Raw genomic sequence first — 17646 nt, 5'->3', positions numbered from 1 at the left:
GATGCGCATCGGCAACGACCGATCCCAGGATGAGCCGCACATCGACCTGGTGCCGCTGATCGACGTCATCCTGGTGCTGATCATCTTCTTCGTGGTCACCACCACCTTCGATGCGCGCTCCACGCTGCAGGTGCAGCTGCCGACCGCCAGCGACCAGCAGAATCCGGAGCCACCGCGTTCGCTCAGCGTGCTGATCAACGCCGAAGGCCGTTACTTCATCAACGACCAGGAAGTGCTGCGCAGCGACGTCGAATCGGTCAAGCAGACCCTCGCCGCCGTAGCCGGCAGCGACCGCAGCCAGACCGTGCTGCTGCGCGCCGATGCCCGCACTCCCTACCAGGCCGTGGTCACCGCGCAGGATGCGCTGGGCCAGCTCGGTTTCCGTCGTATTGCCATTGCCACAGCGCCAGAGGTGCGTCCATGAGTTCCAAACACGCGCCGGTGTGGCCGATCTACAAACGCCTGCTGGGCTATACCCGTGCCTACTGGGTGTTCATGGTGGCGGCGGTCATCGCCATGGTGGTCGAGGCCTTGGCCGGCTACCACTTCACCAAGCTGATGGAGCCGCTGGTCAACCGCGGCTTCGTCAATCCCGAACCGCGCATGGCGGTCATCCTGCCGCTGACCATCCTCGGTCTGTTCCTGATGCGCAGCCTGGCCACCTGGGTCAGCGACTACACGCTGGCCAAGACCGGCCGCAGCGTGGTGCGCGACCTGCGTGAGCAGGTGCTGCACAAGTACCTGCACCTGCCGTCCTCGCACTTCGACAACGAAGCCACGCCGGTGATGGTCAGCCGCCTGAACTTCGACACCGAGCAGGTCACCCAGGCCAGTGCCGATGCGCTGAAGACCGTGGTGGCCGACACCCTCACCATCATCGCCATGCTGGTGGTGATGCTGCAGATGAGCGTGAAGGTGACCCTGGCCATGCTGCTGGTGGTGCCCCTGATCGGCGCCATCGTGTCCTATGTCGGCAAGCGCTACCGGCGCATCAGCCGCGGCATCCAGGACGGCATGGGTACCATGGCCCAGACCGCCGAACAATCGCTGGCCGCGCAGCAGGAAGTGAAGGTGCACGGCACCCAGCAGCACGAGATGACCCGCTATTCGCGGCTGGCCAACCGCATGCTGGCGCTGAACATGAAGGTGGAAGTCACCCGTGCGGCCGCCTCCAGCGTGGTGCAGTTCCTGGCGGCGCTGGCGCTGGCGGTGATCGTCTGGGTGTCCACCCGCGAAGCGCTGGCCGGCAAGCTCAACGCGGGCCAGTTCATGGGCCTGATGACCTCGATGATGGCCATCATTCCGTCGCTGCGGCGCTTGACCAGCGTGCAGACGTCGATCTCGCGCGGCGTGGCCGCCGCCGAACGCCTGTTCGGCATCATCGACATGCCGGTCGAGCGTGATACCGGCACCACCCGCGTGCAGCGCGTGCGCGGCGAACTGTCCTTCGACCACGTCATGCTGCGCTACCGCGAGGACAGTGGCATCGCCCTGGACGACATCAGTTTCGTGGCCAGGCCCGGTACCGTCACCGCCATCGTCGGTCGTTCCGGCAGCGGCAAGACCAGCCTGATCCGGCTGGTGCCGCGCTTCTACGAGCCCAGCGGCGGCGTCATCGCACTGGACGGCGTACCGCTGGACGAGTACCCGCTGGCCGATCTGCGCCGCCAGGTCGCCATGGTCGGGCAGAAGGTCATGCTGTTCGATGACACCATCGCGGCCAACATCGCCTATGGCATGGACGCGACCGACGAACAGATCCGCGCGGCGGCCGAAGCGGCCAATGCCTGGGAGTTCATCGCGCGCATGCCGCAGCAGCTGCAGACGCCGGTGGGCGAGAATGGCGCGCTGTTGTCCGGTGGCCAGCGCCAGCGCCTGGCCATCGCCCGCGCGATCCTGCGCGATGCCCCCATCCTGATCCTGGACGAGGCCACTGCGGCGCTGGACAACGAATCCGAGCGCCTGGTGCAGGATGCGCTGCAACGCCTGATGCCCGAACGCACCACGCTGGTGATCGCGCACCGCCTGTCCACCATCGAACACGCCGACCAGGTGCTGGTGATGGACCACGGCCGTATCGTCGAACGCGGCACCCACCAGGAACTGCTGGCCATGGGCGGGTTGTACCAGCACCTGCACAGCATGCAGTTCCGCGACAGGCAGGACTGATGGCTGCGAAGGGCACCCAGACCCCCGCCTACTGGTATGACGGCAGCCCGGTGCCGTGGGCGATGCGCCTGCTGGCACCGGTGTACGCCGGCATTGCCGGCCTGCGCCGGCAGCTGTACCGCCGCGGTTGGCGCAAGCGCCATGCGTTGCCGGTCCCGGTCATCGTGGTCGGCAACATCACCGCAGGTGGCACCGGCAAGACCCCGCTGACCATCGAACTGGTGAACCGTCTGCGCGAGGCCGGCTGGAAGCCCGGCGTCGCCAGCCGTGGTTACGGCCGCGATGACGCCGGCACCGCACGCTGGGTGGAGGCCGATACGGCCACCGCACTGGGCGGTGACGAGCCGGTGCTGATTGCCTGGAAGACCGGCGTTCCGGTGCGCGTGGACAGCGATCGGGTGGCGGCCGGCAAGGCGCTGGTCGATGCCGGCTGCAACGTGATCGTCTGTGACGATGGCCTGCAGCACTACCGCCTGGCGCGTGACATCGAGATCGAAGTGGTGGATGCGCAACGCCGCTACGGCAACGGCCGGATGATCCCCGCCGGGCCGCTGCGCGAACCGGTCAGTCGGGCCGAGCACTGCGATTTCCGCGTGGTCAACCTGGGCCAGTCCGACCCCGCGGCAGCCGCGCAGGCCTGTGGTTTCGGGCAGTGGCCGATGGCCCTGCAGATCGACAGCGCACAACCGCTGCCGGGCGGTCGCAGCCGACCGCTGTCCTCGTTTGCCGGGCAGCGCGTGCACGCGGTGGCCGGTATCGCCCATCCGCAGCGCTTCTTCGACATGCTGCGCGCGCGTGGCATCGGGGTGGTGCCGCACGCGTTTGCCGACCATCAGGTGTACCAGCCGCAGGATCTGTCCTTTGGCAGCCAGCTGCCGGTGCTGATGACCGAAAAGGACGCGGTGAAGTGCCGCGCCTTCGGCAATGACTGGCACTTTGCGGTGCCGCTGCGCGCCGATCTGCCTGCCGCGTTCTGGGTAGCCCTGACCGACCGCCTGGACAAGCTGCGCCCGAACTGAGTGGCCGCGCGGCGCTTGCATCTGCCTGCCGCCGGCCGCATTCCTGCTGTATCGCGCCTGCCGAGTACCGCCCGCATGAATGATTTCGTCGTTGCCATTCCCGCCCGCTACGCCGCCTCGCGGCTGCCCGGCAAGCCGCTGCGGCTGCTGGGGGGAGAGCCGCTGGTGCTGCATGTGGCGCATCGCGCGTTGCAGGCCGGTGCCCGCGAGGTCTGGGTGGCGACCGATGACGCGCGCATCGCCGATGCGCTCGATGGCCTGGCCGAGGTGAAGGTGGCGATGACCTCCGTCAGCCACGCCTCGGGCACCGACCGTCTGGCCGAGTGCGCGCGCATTGCCGGTTGGTCCGATGAAACCGTGGTGGTCAACCTGCAGGGCGATGAACCGTTCGCCCCCGCCTCCGGCATCCAGGCCGTCGCCCGCGCGCTGGTGGACGGCACCGCGCCGATGTCGACCCTGGCCACGGCCGTGGAAGACGCCCACACCCTGTTCGATCCGAACGTGGTCAAGCTGGTGCGCAACGTGCGCAACGAGGCGCTGTATTTCAGCCGCGCGCCGATCGCCTGGCACCGCGACGGCTTCGCGCGCAGCCGCGATGTGCTGCCGGAAGGTCATCGCTGGCTGCGCCATATCGGCATCTACGGCTACCGCGCCGGTTTCCTGCAGCAGTTCGCCGCGATGCCGCCGGGCCAGCTTGAACAGGTGGAAGCGCTGGAGCAGCTGCGGGTGCTGGAGGCGGGCCACGCGATCAGCGTGGCGATCTCGCCCGAAGCCTTCCCGCCGGGCATCGACACGCCCGAAGACCTGGAGCGCGCCGAAGCGCGCCTGCAGGCCATGGGCGGCCGATGAAGCTGCTGCTGGTCTGCCTGGGCAACATCTGCCGCTCACCGATGGCCGAAGGCGCCCTGCGTGCGCGCCTGCAGGCCTCGCCCCTGGCCGGGCGGTTGCAGGTGGACTCGGCAGGCACCGGCGACTGGCATGTGGGCGAACCGCCAGACCGGCGCGCCATCGCCTGTGCCGCCGGGCATGGCGTGGACATCAGCGGCCTGCGCGCGCGGCAGTTGCAGGCTGCCGACTTCGACCACTTCGACTGGGTCCTGTGCGCGGACCAGGCCAATCTGCGCGACGCCCGTCGCCTGGCCGGTACCGGCGCTGACAACCGGCTCGCGCTGTACCTGCCGTGGGCCGGGCTGCACGGGTCTGCCATTGCCGACCCTTACACCGGTGGCCAGGACCATTTCGAGCAGGTCTGGACCCTGGTGGATGACGCCGCGAAATCTGTGGTGGCACGACTGTTGCATGACGCTGACTCCGGCATAATCGAGCCATGAACGTCCAGCCCGTCCCGGACCTGCCGGAATTCGCCACGTGGCTCAACGCCGCGCCCTGCACCCTGACCGAACTGCGCGGGCGGCCGGTCGCGCTGCTGTTTGTCAATGCCGCATCGGCGTGGAGTGCGCAGCGTCTGGCCGAGTTCGGCCAGTGGCTGTCGCGCAACCCCGGCAAGCTGCAACCGCTGGTGTTGCAGGTGCCGCGTTTCGATTTCGAGCGTGAAGCGCCTGCCGCACTGAAGCTGCTGCGTCGGCAGGGGCTGGTGATGCCGGCCCTGCTGGACGCCGACTGGGACGGTTGGCGGCGCTTTGGCGTGACGGCCTGGCCGACCCTGGTGCTGCTGGACGCGCAAGGGCGCGAACAGCAACGGCTGGTGGGCCTGGGCGCTGCGGGTGAACTGGAGCGGGCGCTCAATGCCCTGTGCGAAGGCGCCCCGGCGGCGCCCCCGCGTGGCGGCAGTGAACTGCAGCCCGAGCCACGCCACCCGCTGCGCTTCCCGCTGGGCCTGGCGGTCAGCCAGGAACGGCTGTACATCGCCGACAGTGGCCACCACCGCATCCTGGAATGCAGCCACGGCGGGCGCGTGCTGCGCCAGTTCGGGCTGGGCACCGCCGATTTCATGGACGGCAACCTGGCCGAGGCTGCGTTCCACCGTCCGCAGGGCCTGGCACTGGAGCGCGAGTCGCTGTACGTGGCCGACACCGGCAACCACGCCGTGCGCCGCATCAACCTGATGACCGGCCAGGTCGACACGGTATGCGGCAACGGCCGCCCCGGTGCCCCGGTCGAGGGGCCGGTGGCGCAGGCGCGCCAGGTCTCGCTGGACCATCCGGTCAGTCTGGCCATTGCCGACAACCAGCTGCATATCGCCATGGCCGGTGACAACCGCCTGTGGAGCTTCCACCTGGGCCTGCGCAGCCTGCAGTGGCGCGCCGGCAGTGGGGCGCTCGACGAGCGCGATGGCAGCGGTCACCTGGCCGCGTTTGCCCAGCCCACCGCCGTGGCGGTGGTCCAGCAGGTGCTGTACGTGGCTGACGCGCTGGGGTCCTCGATCCGTGCGCTGCAGTTGCGCGGCGATCTGGTACAGACCCTGATCGGGCAGGGCGCCTGGCGCTTCGGCGACGACGACGGCCCGCGCGCGCAGGCCAGCCTGCAGTTCCCGCAGGCCATCGCACTCAGTCCCGATGCGCCGCTGCTGTGGATTGCCGACACCGGCAACGGTCGCCTGCGCACCCTGCGCCTGGGCGGAGGTGAACTGGTGACCCAGCCGCTGCCGCGGCGCCTGCAGGGCCCGGCCGGGCTGGCGGTGGGTGCCGGTGCGGTGTGGATTGCCGAAACCGATGGCCATGCCGTGCTGCGCTTCGACCCCGACAGTGGCGTGCTGAGCGAAGTGCCGATCAGCGAATGAGTTCTGCTTCTGCCCCGGCCTTCGACGGCAAGGCCTTCGCGGGCCAGTTGAGTACTGCGCCCGGCGTCTATCGCATGTATGCCGCCGACGACACGCTGCTGTACGTCGGCAAGGCGCGCGCGCTGCGCAACCGCGTGGGCAGCTACTTCAACGGCAGCCCGAAGAACGCGCGCATCATGTCTATGCTGTCGCAGATCGCGCGCATGGACGTGACGGTCACCCGCTCGGAAGCCGAAGCGCTGCTGCTGGAAAACCAGCTGATCAAATCGCTGTCGCCGCGCTACAACGTCTCTCTGCGCGACGACAAGACCTATCCGCACGTACTGCTGACCCGCGAGGACTGGCCGCGCATCGCGCTGCACCGCGGCCCGCGCGCCATTCCCGGTCGCTACTTCGGTCCGTATCCCGGCGTCACCGCCGTGCGCGAAACGCTGAACCTGATGCACAAGCTGTTCAAGCTGCGCAGCTGCGAAGACAGCGTGTTCCGCAACCGTTCGCGCCCGTGCCTGCAGTACCAGATCGGTCGTTGCAGCGCGCCGTGCGTGGACCTGGTGCCGGCCAGCGAATATGCCGAATCGGTGCGCCGTGCTGCGTTGTTCCTGGAAGGCAAGAGCGATGAGCTGACGCGCGAACTGGGCGAACAGATGCAGCAGGCCAGCGAGGCGCTGGAGTTCGAGCAGGCCGCGCGCCTGCGTGATCTCATCGCCTCGCTGCGCAGCATGCAGACCCGCCAGTACGTGGACGGGCGTGCTGCCGATCTGGACGTGCTGGCCGTGGCCATGCAGGGCTCGCAGGCCTGCGTGCTGCTGCTGGCGTTCCGTGACGGTCGCAACCTGGGCACGCGCCCGTTCTTCCCGCGCACCAATGGTGAAGAGAGCCCCGAAGAAGTGCTGGCCGCCTTCGTGTCGCAGTACTACATCGAGTTCGAGCCGCCGCGGGAGATCCTGCTCGACCGCGAGATTCCCGATGCCGATCTGCTGGTGGCGGCCTTGTCCGCCTCGGCCGAGCGCAAGGTGCAATTGAGATGGAACGTGCGCGGCGAGCGTGCCGGTTATGTGGAACTGGCCAGCCGCAATGCGCAGCTGACCCTGGCCACCGAGCTCAACAGCCGCACTGCACAGCACGCCCGCAGCGATGCCCTGCGCGAGATGCTGGGCCTGGCAGAGCCGGTGAAGCGGGTGGAATGCTTCGACATCAGCCACACCATGGGCGAGGCCACCGTGGCCTCGTGCGTGGTGTTCGATGCCGCCGGCCCGGTGCGTGCGCAGTACCGCCGCTACAACATCAGCGGCATCGAGCCGGGCGATGACTATGCCGCCATGCGCCAGGCCATCGACCGCCGTTTCCGCCTCGCGGTGGAAGAGCAGGGGGTGTTGCCGGATGTGCTGTTGATCGACGGTGGCGCCGGCCAGTTGGCGCAGGCGCAGGCCGCGCTGGCCGATCTGGGGGTGGAAGGCGTGCTGCTGGTGGGCGTGGCCAAGGGCGTGGAGCGTCGCGCCGGCCATGAGGCGCTGGTGATGCCCGACGGCCGCGAACTGCGCCCTGGCGCGGCCAATCCGGCCCTGCAGTTCATCCAGCAGGTGCGCGACGAAGCCCACCGGTTCGCCATCACCGGCCACCGCGGGCGGCGGCAGAAGGCGCGCATGACCAGCAAGCTGGAAGACATCCCCGGCATCGGCCCGCGCCGCCGTGCCAGCCTGCTCAAGCATTTCGGTGGGCTGGTAGGGCTGAAAGCGGCCGGTGAAGCGGAAATTGCCAAGGTTGAAGGCATCAATGACGCCCTCGCAGCGCGCATCTACGCTAACCTGCACGGGTTGGCCACGCCGGACGCGGCCGAATAGAGAGAGAAGCAAGCCGCATGAAGTTGACCCTGCCCACCTGGCTGACGTTGTTGCGGATCGTGATGATCCCGGTGCTGGTGCTGGTGTTCTACCTGCCCTACACCTGGACCAACTTCGCGTCGGCGGCGATCTTCGGGCTGGCCGCGATCACCGACTGGCTGGACGGCTGGATTGCCCGCCGCTACCAGTTGGAATCGGCTTTCGGCGCCTTCCTCGATCCGGTGGCAGACAAGCTGATGGTGGCCGTGGCGCTGTTCCTGATCGTGCAGGGCCACCCCACGCCGTGGATGGCGTTCTGGGCAGCGGTGATCGTCGGTCGCGAGATCGCGGTGTCGGCACTGCGCGAGTGGATGGCCGAACTGGGGCAGCGTGCCAAGGTGCGGGTGGCGATGATCGGCAAGGTCAAGACCACCGCGCAGATGGTCGCGCTGCTGTGCCTGCTGTATTCGGTGGCGCCGAACGTGCCGGTGGAAGACATCTGGATGGGGCCGCCGGTGTTCCATATTGGTGACTGGACCTTGGCCATTGCCGCCGTGCTGACCCTGTGGTCCGGCCTGCAGTACCTGCATGCCGCATGGCCCAGCCTGCGCGAAGACGAACGCGCCGCACGCGAGCGTTCCCGGCAGAAGAAGCTGGGCAACTGAGCCCCGGGGTCAGATCCCTTCCCGCAGGAAAGGGCTCTGACCCCAAGCGTGCCTCCATCCACGCCATGCGTGGATACGCGATGCCGAATCCCCTCGAAATCCACCTGAAAAAATCCCTTGACGCCATTCCCAGAACAGGTAGAATTTCGCCTCCCAAGCGGGAATAGCTCAGTTGGTAGAGCGCAACCTTGCCAAGGTTGAGGTCGCGAGTTCGAGTCTCGTTTCCCGCTCCAGATTCAAGAAAAACGCTCCCGGAAGGGGGCGTTTTTTATTATGGCTGACCGTCTGCAGTCGGCGCGCTAGATCGCCGCCAGGATCATTCTGATCCGTGCGGCTGTGTCGGGGTCGCGCGCATCCGGTCGTAGATGTGCCTCGGTTTCTATGAAACGCCTGATCTGTGCGAAGCGCGCTTCGCCGAGCTCGGCCATCCAGAGCGACAGAAAGTCGAATCGGGCGCTGAATGCCTGCAGGTGCTCGAACACATGCACCTGTGCGTCATCGATCCCGTCCATCAACGACATGATGTAGCGGTCGCGTGCCGACGTTGAACCCAGCCATTTCTCACCCCAGTCCACGCATGGCAGTGCTCGTTCAAGCCCCAGCGGCTCAACATCCGCGATGACTGCAACAAGATCGGGTGCCAACGGGGTATGCAGCGCGCTGGATTCCAGCCAGAACAGGTAGCCACAGATCGAGGAAATCACGTCGCAGGCGTTGGTCATGTCCCTGCTCGCCTGCGGCATGGCCCGGATCAGCAGGGCGATTCGGTTGCGCAGGCGTCCGCTCACCCTCCGTCCTTCAAGTCGCTTGAAGAGCAGGTCGCGGGTTCGCCTTGCCCTGTTCTCGCTGAAGCTGGCATGCAGGTAATAGTTGTCACCACCGCCCAGCATGTCCTCAATCAGTGCTTGCGCGATGGCGCCGGCCTCGTCCAGATCCCTCTGTGGGAATGTGGGAAGCAGGGCTGTCCTGAAGCAGTCCGATGCCAGAAGAAAAAGGATCTGATCAGCGGGTAGGGTCATGACCGGGGCAGGGCAGGGAGGAGACCATGGGACTATCGGACTCCGGAGTGGCATCGGCCATGCACATTGTCCGAAATCTGCGATCGTCGGGCCCCTTGCCCTGCACGCCCTCGGCCATCGAGGCCAGGCTGGAGCCATAACGCCGCTGCTGACCTGCTTGGGGAAGCGATGATTGCCTATGCGCGGCCCAAGTACGTGACCTGCCCGCTGCGGATCGTGGTTGCCTGACCGTTGGCACCGTCGGGAATGGCGCTCGAGCGATGGGCGCCATTCTTCGCAGGGGAGGCGTGTCTGATGAGGGGCATCATCGGGATCCTGCGGCCGCTCAACGTCATGGCTCGCTGCGCCGTGCCTTTTCTTCCTTGTAGAACGTCACATAGCGGCGTTCCATCTCCTTGAACGTCCGGTTCCCGCCCCGTGCTTCCGCGCGCGCGAACCACTCGAACGCCTGTTCCAGATCGCCCATCTCGTAATGGGCCTCGCCAACATCGCTGAGCACCTTGTGCGAACGTGGCGAGCCGACTTTGAGCACCTGCTCGCTCCACGCCAGCGCCAGTGGGTAGTCGCCCTGCTTGAACGCGATGGCGCGCAGGCGATCGGTGACGAACAGCCCGGGCATCTGCCATTGCTGCCAGTTCTCAGGGAACTGTTCCCATACCGCCAGGAACGCCGTACGCGCCTCGTCGAGACGGCCGCGGAAATAGTGGGCTTCAGCGGCTTCCTCCAGCGCCTGCAATGCGGCGCCGCCGTCGGGCAGCATCTGGTACATCTCGAAATCGGGTCGCATGACCGTGGCCTCCTTGGCAGGGGTCAGTGATGACAGGGGAGGGCATCACCGCGCCTCGCCCGCCGGGGCCGTACCGTAACATCGCCGGTGATGGCAGGCGTGCGACCCAGTTCACGTCATGAGCGTTGGCCGCCTTTCGCACTGGCGAGCCCGCCTGTACGCGTCCAGACCCAGGCTTGGCAAAAAAGAGGTTGACGGTCCCGGCCAATCTCGGCAGAATGGCGCTCCTTCGACGCAGGTCGAACGGAATCTGCGGGAATAGCTCAGTTGGTAGAGCGCAACCTTGCCAAGGTTGAGGTCGCGAGTTCGAGTCTCGTTTCCCGCTCCAGATTCAAGAAGAACGCTCCCTGACGGGGGCGTTTTTCGTTTGCGCCCGGCGTCTGCCCACGGCCTTGCACAGCGCGACCACGCAGATGCCCAGCAGTGCCAGCAGCAACGCCAGATCCAGCAGCAGCAACCACAGCAGGTGCGCGCCCTGCACGGGCGGTTGATGCATGGCGCCGGCTGCCCACAGCAGTGACCAGGCCAGTACCGGCAACAGGGCGATCAGCAACCGCCACCACAGGCCACGAAACACCCAGGGGCGGGCGATCACGACAAGCAGCGCCAGTACGCCCGCGCCGGACAGCGCGAACCAGGCAACCGACGCGGCGGGATAGGGCAGGGTGGCACCGTCTTCCAGGTGTCGCAGCTGCCAGTAGTCGGGCGTGTAGCCGGCCGAGATCAGCAGGGCCAGCAGGACCAGCCAGAGCAGGCTGGCCAGCAGTGAGGTGAGCAGGACGGGGCGAGTGAATATGTGCGCGTGAAGACTGTTGACGGCGTGAAGGAATTTGGACACAATAGCGCTCCTTCGACGTAGGTCGAACGGAATCTGCGGGAATAGCTCAGTTGGTAGAGCGCAACCTTGCCAAGGTTGAGGTCGCGAGTTCGAGTCTCGTTTCCCGCTCCAGATTCGACGAGGCCCCCACAAGGGGCCTTGTTTTTCTCCCACCCTGGCAGGGCGGGGCGCGTTGGGCCGCAAGGCTTTTCGCGCAGTCAGAAAAGTGAAATCAAGCGTCAAATCGCTGGTGTGGTTCCCGGTCTTCCGGTATCATCACGGCTTACGCGGGAATAGCTCAGTTGGTAGAGCGCAACCTTGCCAAGGTTGAGGTCGCGAGTTCGAGTCTCGTTTCCCGCTCCATGTTCCGACAGAGCCCCATCACGGGGTTTTGTCATATCAGGGCCACCCCCTGGTAGCGGTACGTTGGCCTCATGGCAGAGTGGCTATGCACCGGATTGCAAATCCGTTTACAGCGGTTCGATTCCGCTTGAGGCCTCCAGATCAAAAGCCCTGACTCCCGTCAGGGCTTTTTTTTGATCTACGCTTACCCCGCAGGAGCAGCCGTCAGTGCGTCCAAGGAGGGAAGTGTGTCCAAGTCCAGTGCAACGCGGCGGCCCTTCGTTGTCTTCACCAGTCTCACGCTGTGTGCGCTTGTCGCGCTGATGGGGGTGATGGTGCTGGTGCACGGCATCAATGACAGCACTGGCCGCTGCTACAAGATCTGCGGCATGGGCTTTGCCGTCCGCCAGTATTTCGGGCAGCTGGCGTATGACCACAGTGTCGCGCTGATGTGCTTCATGACGGCGGCGGCGTTGCTGCACGTGGCATGGCGTTATGGTCGCCCGCCGGCGTCCGCCGGCACCCGGGCACGTCGAAAGGGGCGGCGCAGGCGCTAGTCCTCGCTCCAGCGCACAGTTCGCCGCGCCACCCCCGGCGTAAACTCAACCGATGAACCCGATCGACAACTTCCGCGGCGCGCTGCTGGGCCTTGCCTGCGGCGATGCCGTAGGCACCACGGTGGAATTCAAGCCGCGCGGCAGCTTCACGCCGCTCACCGACATGGTCGGTGGCGGCCCGTTCAACCTGCAGCGCGGGCAATGGACCGACGACACCTCGATGGCCATGTGCCTGGCCGAAAGCCTGTTGCGCTGTGATGACTTCGATGCGCGCGACCAGATGAACCGCTACGCGAACTGGTATCGGCATGGCTATTGGAGCGCCACCGGTGAATGCTTCGATATCGGCATGGCCACGCGTTCGGCGCTTGACCAGTTCCTGCTGAGCGGGCAGCCGCTGGCCGGCAGCGATGATCCGCGCAGCGCTGGCAACGGCTCGATCATGCGCCTGGCGCCGGTGGTGCTGCGCTATGCGGGCCTGCCGGAGCTGCATGAGATGGCCGAACAGAGCTCGCGGACCACCCACGCCGCGCGCGAATGTCTGGATGCCTGCCGGCTGCTGGCTACCGCGCTGCAGCGCGCACTGGCGGGCGCCAGCAAGGCGCAGGTGCTCGACCTGCGCGATGTGGCCGTAGACAGTGAGCGCTTGCGCGATATCGCCGCCGGTGGCTACTGCCAGCGCAGTCGTGAGCAGATTCGCGGCAGCGGTTACGTGGTGGATGGTCTGGAAGCGGCCTTGTGGTGCTTCCAGCGCCACGACGCTTTCCACGCCGTGGTGCTGGAGGCGGCCAATCTGGGCGATGACGCAGACACCACGGCCGCCGTGGCCGGACAACTGGCCGGTGCCTTCCACGGCATGGCGGGTATCCCACCGCAGTGGCTGCAGTGGTTGGCGCTGCGCCCGCAGATCCAGGCGCTGGCCGATGGCTTGTTCCAGCGCAACGTCGTGGCACGTGCCGCAACGGTATGATCGGGCGGGATGTTCACATTTGCGGAGCGCCCGCCCTGGGCGTAGCGTAATGGCACTGGACCCTGCGGTCCCTGGACAGGAGGTCTGCCGTGCACACGAAGTTGAAGTTCGTTCTGGGCGTCGCATTGCTGGCAGCCGCGCCGTGGGCGTCGGCGCAGGTGTACAAGTGCAAGGGCGCGTCCGGCGAAACCGTCTATTCCCAGGACCCGTGCGGCAAGGGTGCCGAGGCGGTGAAGCTGCGCTCGAACCGCGCGGCCACCGAAACCGCGGGCGAAGCGGCCAATCGCTCGGCGGTCTATCGCACCACTGAGCTCAGTGATGCCGGCATTGCCGAACGCAACTGTCTGCAGAGCGAGCAGTCACGCATCTATGGGCCGCTGGACGCGCGCGCGCAGGCGACCAGCCGCCAGGTCGCCGATCTGAACCGACAGTTGGCCGCCGCCAGCGGCAGCCTGGCCGGTGCCACCGCCGATGCCGGCATCCGCGCGCAGATTTCCAGCCTGCAGCAGTCGCTCAGCGCCGAGCGCAGCGCCGCCGACAGCCAGATGTCGTCCGCACGCGACCGTTGTTCGGCGGCGCGACGTGACCGCGAGAAGGAAGTCCACGACAAGTACAACCAGCCGGCCGCAGCGGCGTACTGAGCCATCGTAGCGTCACGCCCGTCTCAAACCGCCACGACATGGCAAGGCGCTATGGTCGGGGTCCAGGTTTTCGGGAGCGGCGATGGCAGGCAAGCACACGAACAGGGAAGGGCGCGGCACGAGGGACGGCGCATGAAGCAGCCGATTGCCGATGTGCGCTGGCTCACTTTCAGACTGAAGAACGGGCAGTCGATCGGGCCCGAGCAGTTGAAGGATGGCTGGGTCACCGCCGCTGGAACCCGCCACTGCGGGGTTCGCCGCGAACGCCACGAGGGCCATGGCACCGTCTACGCGCTGTACGCGCCTGCCGATCTGGCATCACCGCGCACCGCTGAACTGCGCATGCGCGATTTCCTGATGCGTTCGGGCTACATCTTCACCATGGGCACGCTGGGCGGTTGATCGCGCGCGACATCACGGGCGTACGGTCAGTACCTGGCCGATGCTGCCGATCGGGCCGCTGGCATCGTGCAGTACGGTGCTGGTCAGGCCCAGGCCCTGGGCGCCGAACGACACCGAGGTGTCAAAGCCCAGCCACTCGCCCTGCGGCATGGCGAACAGATGCGCGGTCAGGTCCAGGTTGGGGAAGGCGATCTGCTTCGGGTCGGCACGCACGGCCATGCCGTTGGACAGATCAAACAGGGTCGCCGCGCGCGCCAGTGCACTGACCGGCTCGTCGGCCAGCAAGGGCTGCAACGCCCGCGCCCAGTACTGCGCGCGGCCCGGCCCATGATCGAGGCGGCGCACCTGCACGTTCTGGATGAACCCGCCCGGCCACACGCTGGCGGGATCCCAGGCGGGCATGGCCTCTGCGGCGGGCAGGGGCGCAATGGGGGTTCCGGCGATCACGCCGGTCTGGTTCAGACGCAGCAACCACGCGCGTGCACGCAGCGCGGGGCGGCCGTTGTGCAGCAGCGTGCCCTCCACCAGTTCGATGGTGCGGCCGCCGCGCAGGACGTCGACTGTTGCGTCCATCGCCTCGATCGGAATGGTGCCCAGGATGTCGTAGGACAGACGCCCGATCAGGAAGCCGTGCCCGCGTGCCGCAGCATCACGCTCAAGATGGTGCGCCAGCAGGCCGATGGCCGGCGCAATGTGCTGTTCGTTGATGTTCCAGGCGCCGCTGGTATGCGCAGTCGGCAGATAGCGGCTATCGCTCAGTCGTTCGAAAAAGGCCATCGCAGCAACAGAAAGGGAAATCCTCTCTATCGTAGCGCTGCACGCGCGCGCTGCAGAGGTGCAGGCGTCGCGTTCCCGCGCACCGACTGCAGGGCCTGCAGTACCTGCGCGTTGGTGAAGCCGCAATGGCCTTCGCCCACGGTGGGCAGCAACTGCAGCTGTGCAGCGGCCCCGGCGCGTGCCGCCAACTGTGGATACACCGCCTGCATGCGCGGCACGACGGTGGGATCGTCATTGTTGAACTGCAGTGCCACCGGCCGTTGCGGCGTACCGGTCAGGGCCAGCGGTCCGCGCACATAGCGCTGCGCGGCAGGCGCCGCATGCACCCGCGCTACCCCGGCATTGAACGCGGCATCATTGCCGAAACCGCTGTAGGTCACGCCGGCATTGCCCACGGGCATGCCGCCAGCGCGTTCGATCAGTTCGTGCAGCACCAGCGCGTGCAGGCTGATCGTGCCCGCCAGCGCGTCCGGCGCCACCTGCAGGCGCGTCGCCAGCAGCGCAGCCGCGTCGGCGTCGGTCTGCAGGGCCGTGGCGATGCCCTGGTACAACGCCGCCTGCGGCAGGGCGGCGGTTTCGGCGGCGAGCAATCCGCCGCGCGGCAGGTTGTTTCCCTTGCCGAAGAAGTAGTCGAAAGCGACCAGAGTGGTCAGCAAATCAGTCGCCAGCCGTTCGCCCGGCAGGTTGGCACCACACAGCGCGACGCCGCCGTCGTAGCCCTGCGGGGCGCGTTCCAGGGTGGCCAGCGTCACCGCACCGCCCATGGAAAAGCCCAGCAGCCAGCTACGCCGCAGCCCCGGCAGCTGCGCCAGCACGTGCTGACGCAGGCGCTCAGTGTCGGTGATTGCATCGGCGACGGCCCACCCCTGCGTGGAATAGGCGCTCTGGGCGACGGCAAAGCCAGCAGCGGTCAGGGCGGCGGTGGCGTCATTGGCTGCCATCGGCACCTGCCGCGGCGCTCCCTTGGGCTCGTAGCCGTGGGCGAGCATCACCAGTTCGCCATTCCAGGCGGCGGGCATGTCCAGTCGCCACGGCGCTCCCTGCAGCACGCCGTGCAGACTGCGCGCAGCGGACCCGGTTGCGCCGTCGGCGCAGGCCACACGCTGCATCGGGAAGTCGATGGCCTGGCGCGGATCGTCGCGGGCGATATCGATGCGGGCCAGCAGGTGCTGGTCATCCACCCGCCGGTAGTGGATGCGCTGTGGGAAATCGTTCGCCTTGTTCTCGAACACCGCGTTGTCCGCGTCCACCCGGGTCGCGCTGAAGTCGGTAGGGTCACGGCCGTTGGGCAGGGCGGTGAACACCAGGCGCCCATCGGCGTGCTGGCGCAGCTGCATGAATTCGAATCCCACCGTCTGCCCGTCGCGCAGGGTGCGGCTGCTGCCCAGCAGGGTGCCGCCGGCCAGACTCGACCACTGCTCGCCGGACCCACTGGGCGCGCCCTGCAGCTGCCAGCAGCCACTGAGCCATTGCAGGTGCGTGATCGGGGCCGGATCGGCGGCCGCTGCCGTGGTGGCAGCCAGCAGCAACGGCAGGCTGGCCAGCAGAGTCCGGATCGACATGGGCGCTTCCCTGCGTGATGAGGTGGAGCCTGTATAGCCCCGCGCCGAAGCAGGAGCCAGTGCCCTGCGCGCGCCGGCCGATTCCGATACGATTTGTCGTATAGATTGTTGTCCTGCTTGATCCGGAGTCTGTCCATGGTCGACCGCCTTGCCATCCTGCTCGACCGTTTTGCGGTCACCGCGTCGGTCTTCCACGCCGGTGCGCTGTGTGGCATCAACAGCCTGCAGGGCGAGGACGAGGTCGGTCAGTTGCATCTGGTCCGGCGTGGACCGCTGCAGGTCAGCCACGGCCAGCAGACGCTGCAGATCGACGAGCCCAGCCTGCTGCTGTACCCGCGGCCGATGCCGCACCGCTTCCACACCGATCCCCAGCACGGCGCGGACATGGCCTGCGCCAACCTGTCGTTCGAGGGCGGCCGCTTGAACCCCATCAGCGCCGCATTGCCGGATGTCCTGTGCATGCCCCTGGCCGAGCTGCACGGCGGCGGCACCGCGCTGGAACTGCTGTTCGAGGAAGCCTTCGAGCAGCGGTGCGGTCGCGCGGCGATGGTCAACCGCTTGTTCGAAGTGGTGATGATCCAGGTGCTGCGCCAGTTGATGGAGAGTGGCGACATGCGCGGCGGCCTGTTCGCCGGGCTGGGCCACCCGCGGCTGCGGCTGGCCCTGGTGGCGATGCATGAGGCGCCCGCCCAGGCCTGGACGCTGGAAACCCTGGCCGACGTGGCCGGCATGTCGCGCAGCGTGTTCGCCGCCAGTTTCCGCCAGGCGATGGGCACCACGCCCGGGCACTACCTGCAGGGCTGGCGGGTGGGCCTGGCCCAGCAGGCCCTGCGCCAGGGGCGGCCATTGAAGATCATTGCCGACGAAGTCGGCTACGGCAGCGAGGCCGCGCTGTCACGCGCCTTCAAGGCGCACACCGGGCAGTCGCCACGGCAGTGGCGCGGGCAGGCGCGGGCGGCCTAGGCCTCAGCCCAGCACCATGCGGCACAGCTTCATGCCGGCAAACAGCCCGGCCACGCCCAGCGCTATCGAGCCGCCGGCGTACAGGGCGGCCAGACCGTGCTGCCCGCGCTGCAGCAGCAGGCCGATTTCCAGCGCATAGGTCGAAAACGTCGTGTAGCCGCCCAGCACGCCGGTGGCCAGCAGCAGCCTGAGCTGCGGCGAGGCCCCCTGGCGCAGGGCGAAGGCTTCCACCACCACGCCCATCAGCAGCGCGCCGCTCAGGTTCACCAGGAAGGTGGACCAGGGCCATCCGCTGCTGCCCGCCACACGCGCGCCCAGAAGGTTGCAGGCATGGCGCAGGCAGGCGCCGGCGCCGCCACCCAGGAACACCAGGAAATAGTTGTTCAATGTCTGCAT

General features: G+C 67.3%; 19 protein-coding genes, 5 tRNA genes and 1 pseudogene. 18 read left to right on the top strand and 7 right to left on the bottom strand.

The annotated features are described in order from the left end of the window. Position 1: 1 nt before the first annotated feature. From AC06FA_RS02150 to AC06FA_RS02110, 9 genes are all read left to right on the top strand, one after another. A complete protein-coding gene (locus AC06FA_RS02150) occupies positions 2 to 424 on the top strand; it encodes an ExbD/TolR family protein (protein WP_312707147.1) in 423 nt (140 codons plus the stop codon). After that, the gene (gene msbA / locus AC06FA_RS02145; RefSeq protein WP_478066924.1) at positions 421 to 2169 is read left to right on the top strand and encodes a lipid A export permease/ATP-binding protein MsbA; all 1749 of its coding nucleotides are present in this window, start codon (positions 421 to 423) and stop codon (positions 2167 to 2169) included. Before AC06FA_RS02150 ends, msbA begins: the two co-directional genes overlap by 4 nt. Further along, complete coding sequence (gene lpxK, locus AC06FA_RS02140; RefSeq protein ID WP_478066923.1) at positions 2169 to 3188, top strand: tetraacyldisaccharide 4'-kinase; 1020 nt, start codon at positions 2169 to 2171, stop codon at positions 3186 to 3188. The genes msbA and lpxK overlap by 1 nt, the downstream gene beginning before the upstream one ends. 75 nt (positions 3189 to 3263) lie before the next feature. After that, entirely contained in the window at positions 3264 to 4037 is a 774-nt protein-coding gene (gene kdsB / locus AC06FA_RS02135) for a 3-deoxy-manno-octulosonate cytidylyltransferase (protein ID WP_478066922.1), read from the top strand. Continuing rightward, a complete protein-coding gene (locus tag AC06FA_RS02130; RefSeq protein WP_478066921.1) occupies positions 4034 to 4519 on the top strand; it encodes a low molecular weight protein-tyrosine-phosphatase in 486 nt (161 codons plus the stop codon). Before kdsB ends, AC06FA_RS02130 begins: the two co-directional genes overlap by 4 nt. Next, entirely contained in the window at positions 4516 to 5928 is a 1413-nt protein-coding gene (locus AC06FA_RS02125; protein ID WP_478066920.1) for a hypothetical protein, read from the top strand. Before AC06FA_RS02130 ends, AC06FA_RS02125 begins: the two co-directional genes overlap by 4 nt. Beyond that, entirely contained in the window at positions 5925 to 7769 is a 1845-nt protein-coding gene (uvrC, locus tag AC06FA_RS02120) for an excinuclease ABC subunit UvrC (RefSeq protein WP_478066919.1), read from the top strand. The genes AC06FA_RS02125 and uvrC overlap by 4 nt, the downstream gene beginning before the upstream one ends. A gap of 17 nt (positions 7770 to 7786) precedes the next feature. Next, positions 7787 to 8413 (top strand): CDP-diacylglycerol--glycerol-3-phosphate 3-phosphatidyltransferase, encoded by a 627-nt coding sequence (gene pgsA / locus AC06FA_RS02115; RefSeq protein WP_478066918.1) that lies wholly within the window; start codon positions 7787 to 7789, stop codon positions 8411 to 8413. Between the two features lie 157 nt (positions 8414 to 8570). Further along, positions 8571 to 8646, top strand: a tRNA-Gly gene (locus AC06FA_RS02110). A 66-nt stretch (positions 8647 to 8712) separates the two neighbouring features. Here the strand turns inward: AC06FA_RS02110 and AC06FA_RS02105 are convergent. Beyond that, on the bottom strand, positions 8713 to 9432 hold the full coding sequence (locus AC06FA_RS02105; RefSeq protein ID WP_478066917.1) for a hypothetical protein: 720 nt from the start codon (positions 9430 to 9432) through the stop codon (positions 8713 to 8715). 331 nt (positions 9433 to 9763) lie between these two features. Beyond that, positions 9764 to 10219 (bottom strand): tetratricopeptide repeat protein, encoded by a 456-nt coding sequence (locus tag AC06FA_RS02100; RefSeq protein WP_478066916.1) that lies wholly within the window; start codon positions 10217 to 10219, stop codon positions 9764 to 9766. A gap of 252 nt (positions 10220 to 10471) precedes the next feature. Between AC06FA_RS02100 and AC06FA_RS02095 the strand changes: the two genes are divergently transcribed. Further along, positions 10472 to 10547, top strand: a tRNA-Gly gene (locus AC06FA_RS02095). 3 nt (positions 10548 to 10550) lie between these two features. Here AC06FA_RS02095 and AC06FA_RS02090 read toward each other — a convergent pair. After that, positions 10551 to 11057, bottom strand: coding sequence for a hypothetical protein (locus tag AC06FA_RS02090; RefSeq protein WP_478066915.1), 507 nt, complete (start codon positions 11055 to 11057; stop codon positions 10551 to 10553). A gap of 35 nt (positions 11058 to 11092) precedes the next feature. Here AC06FA_RS02090 and AC06FA_RS02085 point away from each other — a divergent pair. From AC06FA_RS02085 to AC06FA_RS02055, 7 genes are all read left to right on the top strand, one after another. Beyond that, positions 11093 to 11168, top strand: a tRNA-Gly gene (locus AC06FA_RS02085). Positions 11169 to 11323: 155 nt separating this feature from the next. After that, a tRNA-Gly gene (locus tag AC06FA_RS02080) sits at positions 11324 to 11399 on the top strand. A 65-nt stretch (positions 11400 to 11464) separates the two neighbouring features. Further along, positions 11465 to 11538: transfer RNA gene (locus tag AC06FA_RS02075), tRNA-Cys, on the top strand. A gap of 88 nt (positions 11539 to 11626) precedes the next feature. Then, positions 11627 to 11935, top strand: a complete 309-nt coding sequence (locus AC06FA_RS02070) for a hypothetical protein (protein WP_478066914.1) — start codon at positions 11627 to 11629, stop codon at positions 11933 to 11935. A gap of 52 nt (positions 11936 to 11987) precedes the next feature. After that, positions 11988 to 12905, top strand: a complete 918-nt coding sequence (locus tag AC06FA_RS02065) for an ADP-ribosylglycohydrolase family protein (RefSeq protein WP_478066913.1) — start codon at positions 11988 to 11990, stop codon at positions 12903 to 12905. Positions 12906 to 12994: 89 nt separating this feature from the next. Further along, positions 12995 to 13546, top strand: coding sequence for a DUF4124 domain-containing protein (locus AC06FA_RS02060; RefSeq protein WP_478066912.1), 552 nt, complete (start codon positions 12995 to 12997; stop codon positions 13544 to 13546). A gap of 132 nt (positions 13547 to 13678) precedes the next feature. Beyond that, the gene (locus AC06FA_RS02055) at positions 13679 to 13948 is read left to right on the top strand and encodes a hypothetical protein (RefSeq protein ID WP_478066911.1); all 270 of its coding nucleotides are present in this window, start codon (positions 13679 to 13681) and stop codon (positions 13946 to 13948) included. 12 nt (positions 13949 to 13960) lie between these two features. On the opposite strand, the gene AC06FA_RS02050 is transcribed toward AC06FA_RS02055, so the two are convergent. From AC06FA_RS02050 to AC06FA_RS02040, 3 genes and pseudogenes are all read right to left on the bottom strand, one after another. Then, positions 13961 to 14725, bottom strand: coding sequence for a thioesterase family protein (locus AC06FA_RS02050; protein WP_478066910.1), 765 nt, complete (start codon positions 14723 to 14725; stop codon positions 13961 to 13963). 26 nt (positions 14726 to 14751) lie between these two features. Then, positions 14752 to 15834, bottom strand: a complete 1083-nt coding sequence (locus tag AC06FA_RS02045; protein WP_478067105.1) for an alpha/beta hydrolase family protein — start codon at positions 15832 to 15834, stop codon at positions 14752 to 14754. A gap of 51 nt (positions 15835 to 15885) precedes the next feature. Then, positions 15886 to 16287: pseudogene (locus AC06FA_RS02040) on the bottom strand (DUF6265 family protein); the annotation flags it as partial. Positions 16288 to 16422: 135 nt separating this feature from the next. Between AC06FA_RS02040 and AC06FA_RS02035 the strand changes: the two are divergent. After that, positions 16423 to 17250 (top strand): AraC family transcriptional regulator, encoded by an 828-nt coding sequence (locus AC06FA_RS02035; RefSeq protein WP_478066909.1) that lies wholly within the window; start codon positions 16423 to 16425, stop codon positions 17248 to 17250. Positions 17251 to 17253: 3 nt separating this feature from the next. On the opposite strand, the gene crcB is transcribed toward AC06FA_RS02035, so the two are convergent. Next, positions 17254 to 17646: a fluoride efflux transporter CrcB gene (gene crcB / locus AC06FA_RS02030; RefSeq protein ID WP_478066908.1), complete on the bottom strand. Its 393-nt coding sequence runs from the start codon at positions 17644 to 17646 to the stop codon at positions 17254 to 17256.

The sequence above is a fragment of the Stenotrophomonas sp. Steno-C17 genome (assembly GCF_056393165.1).
This window is presented reverse-complemented; position numbering and strand designations above follow the sequence as displayed.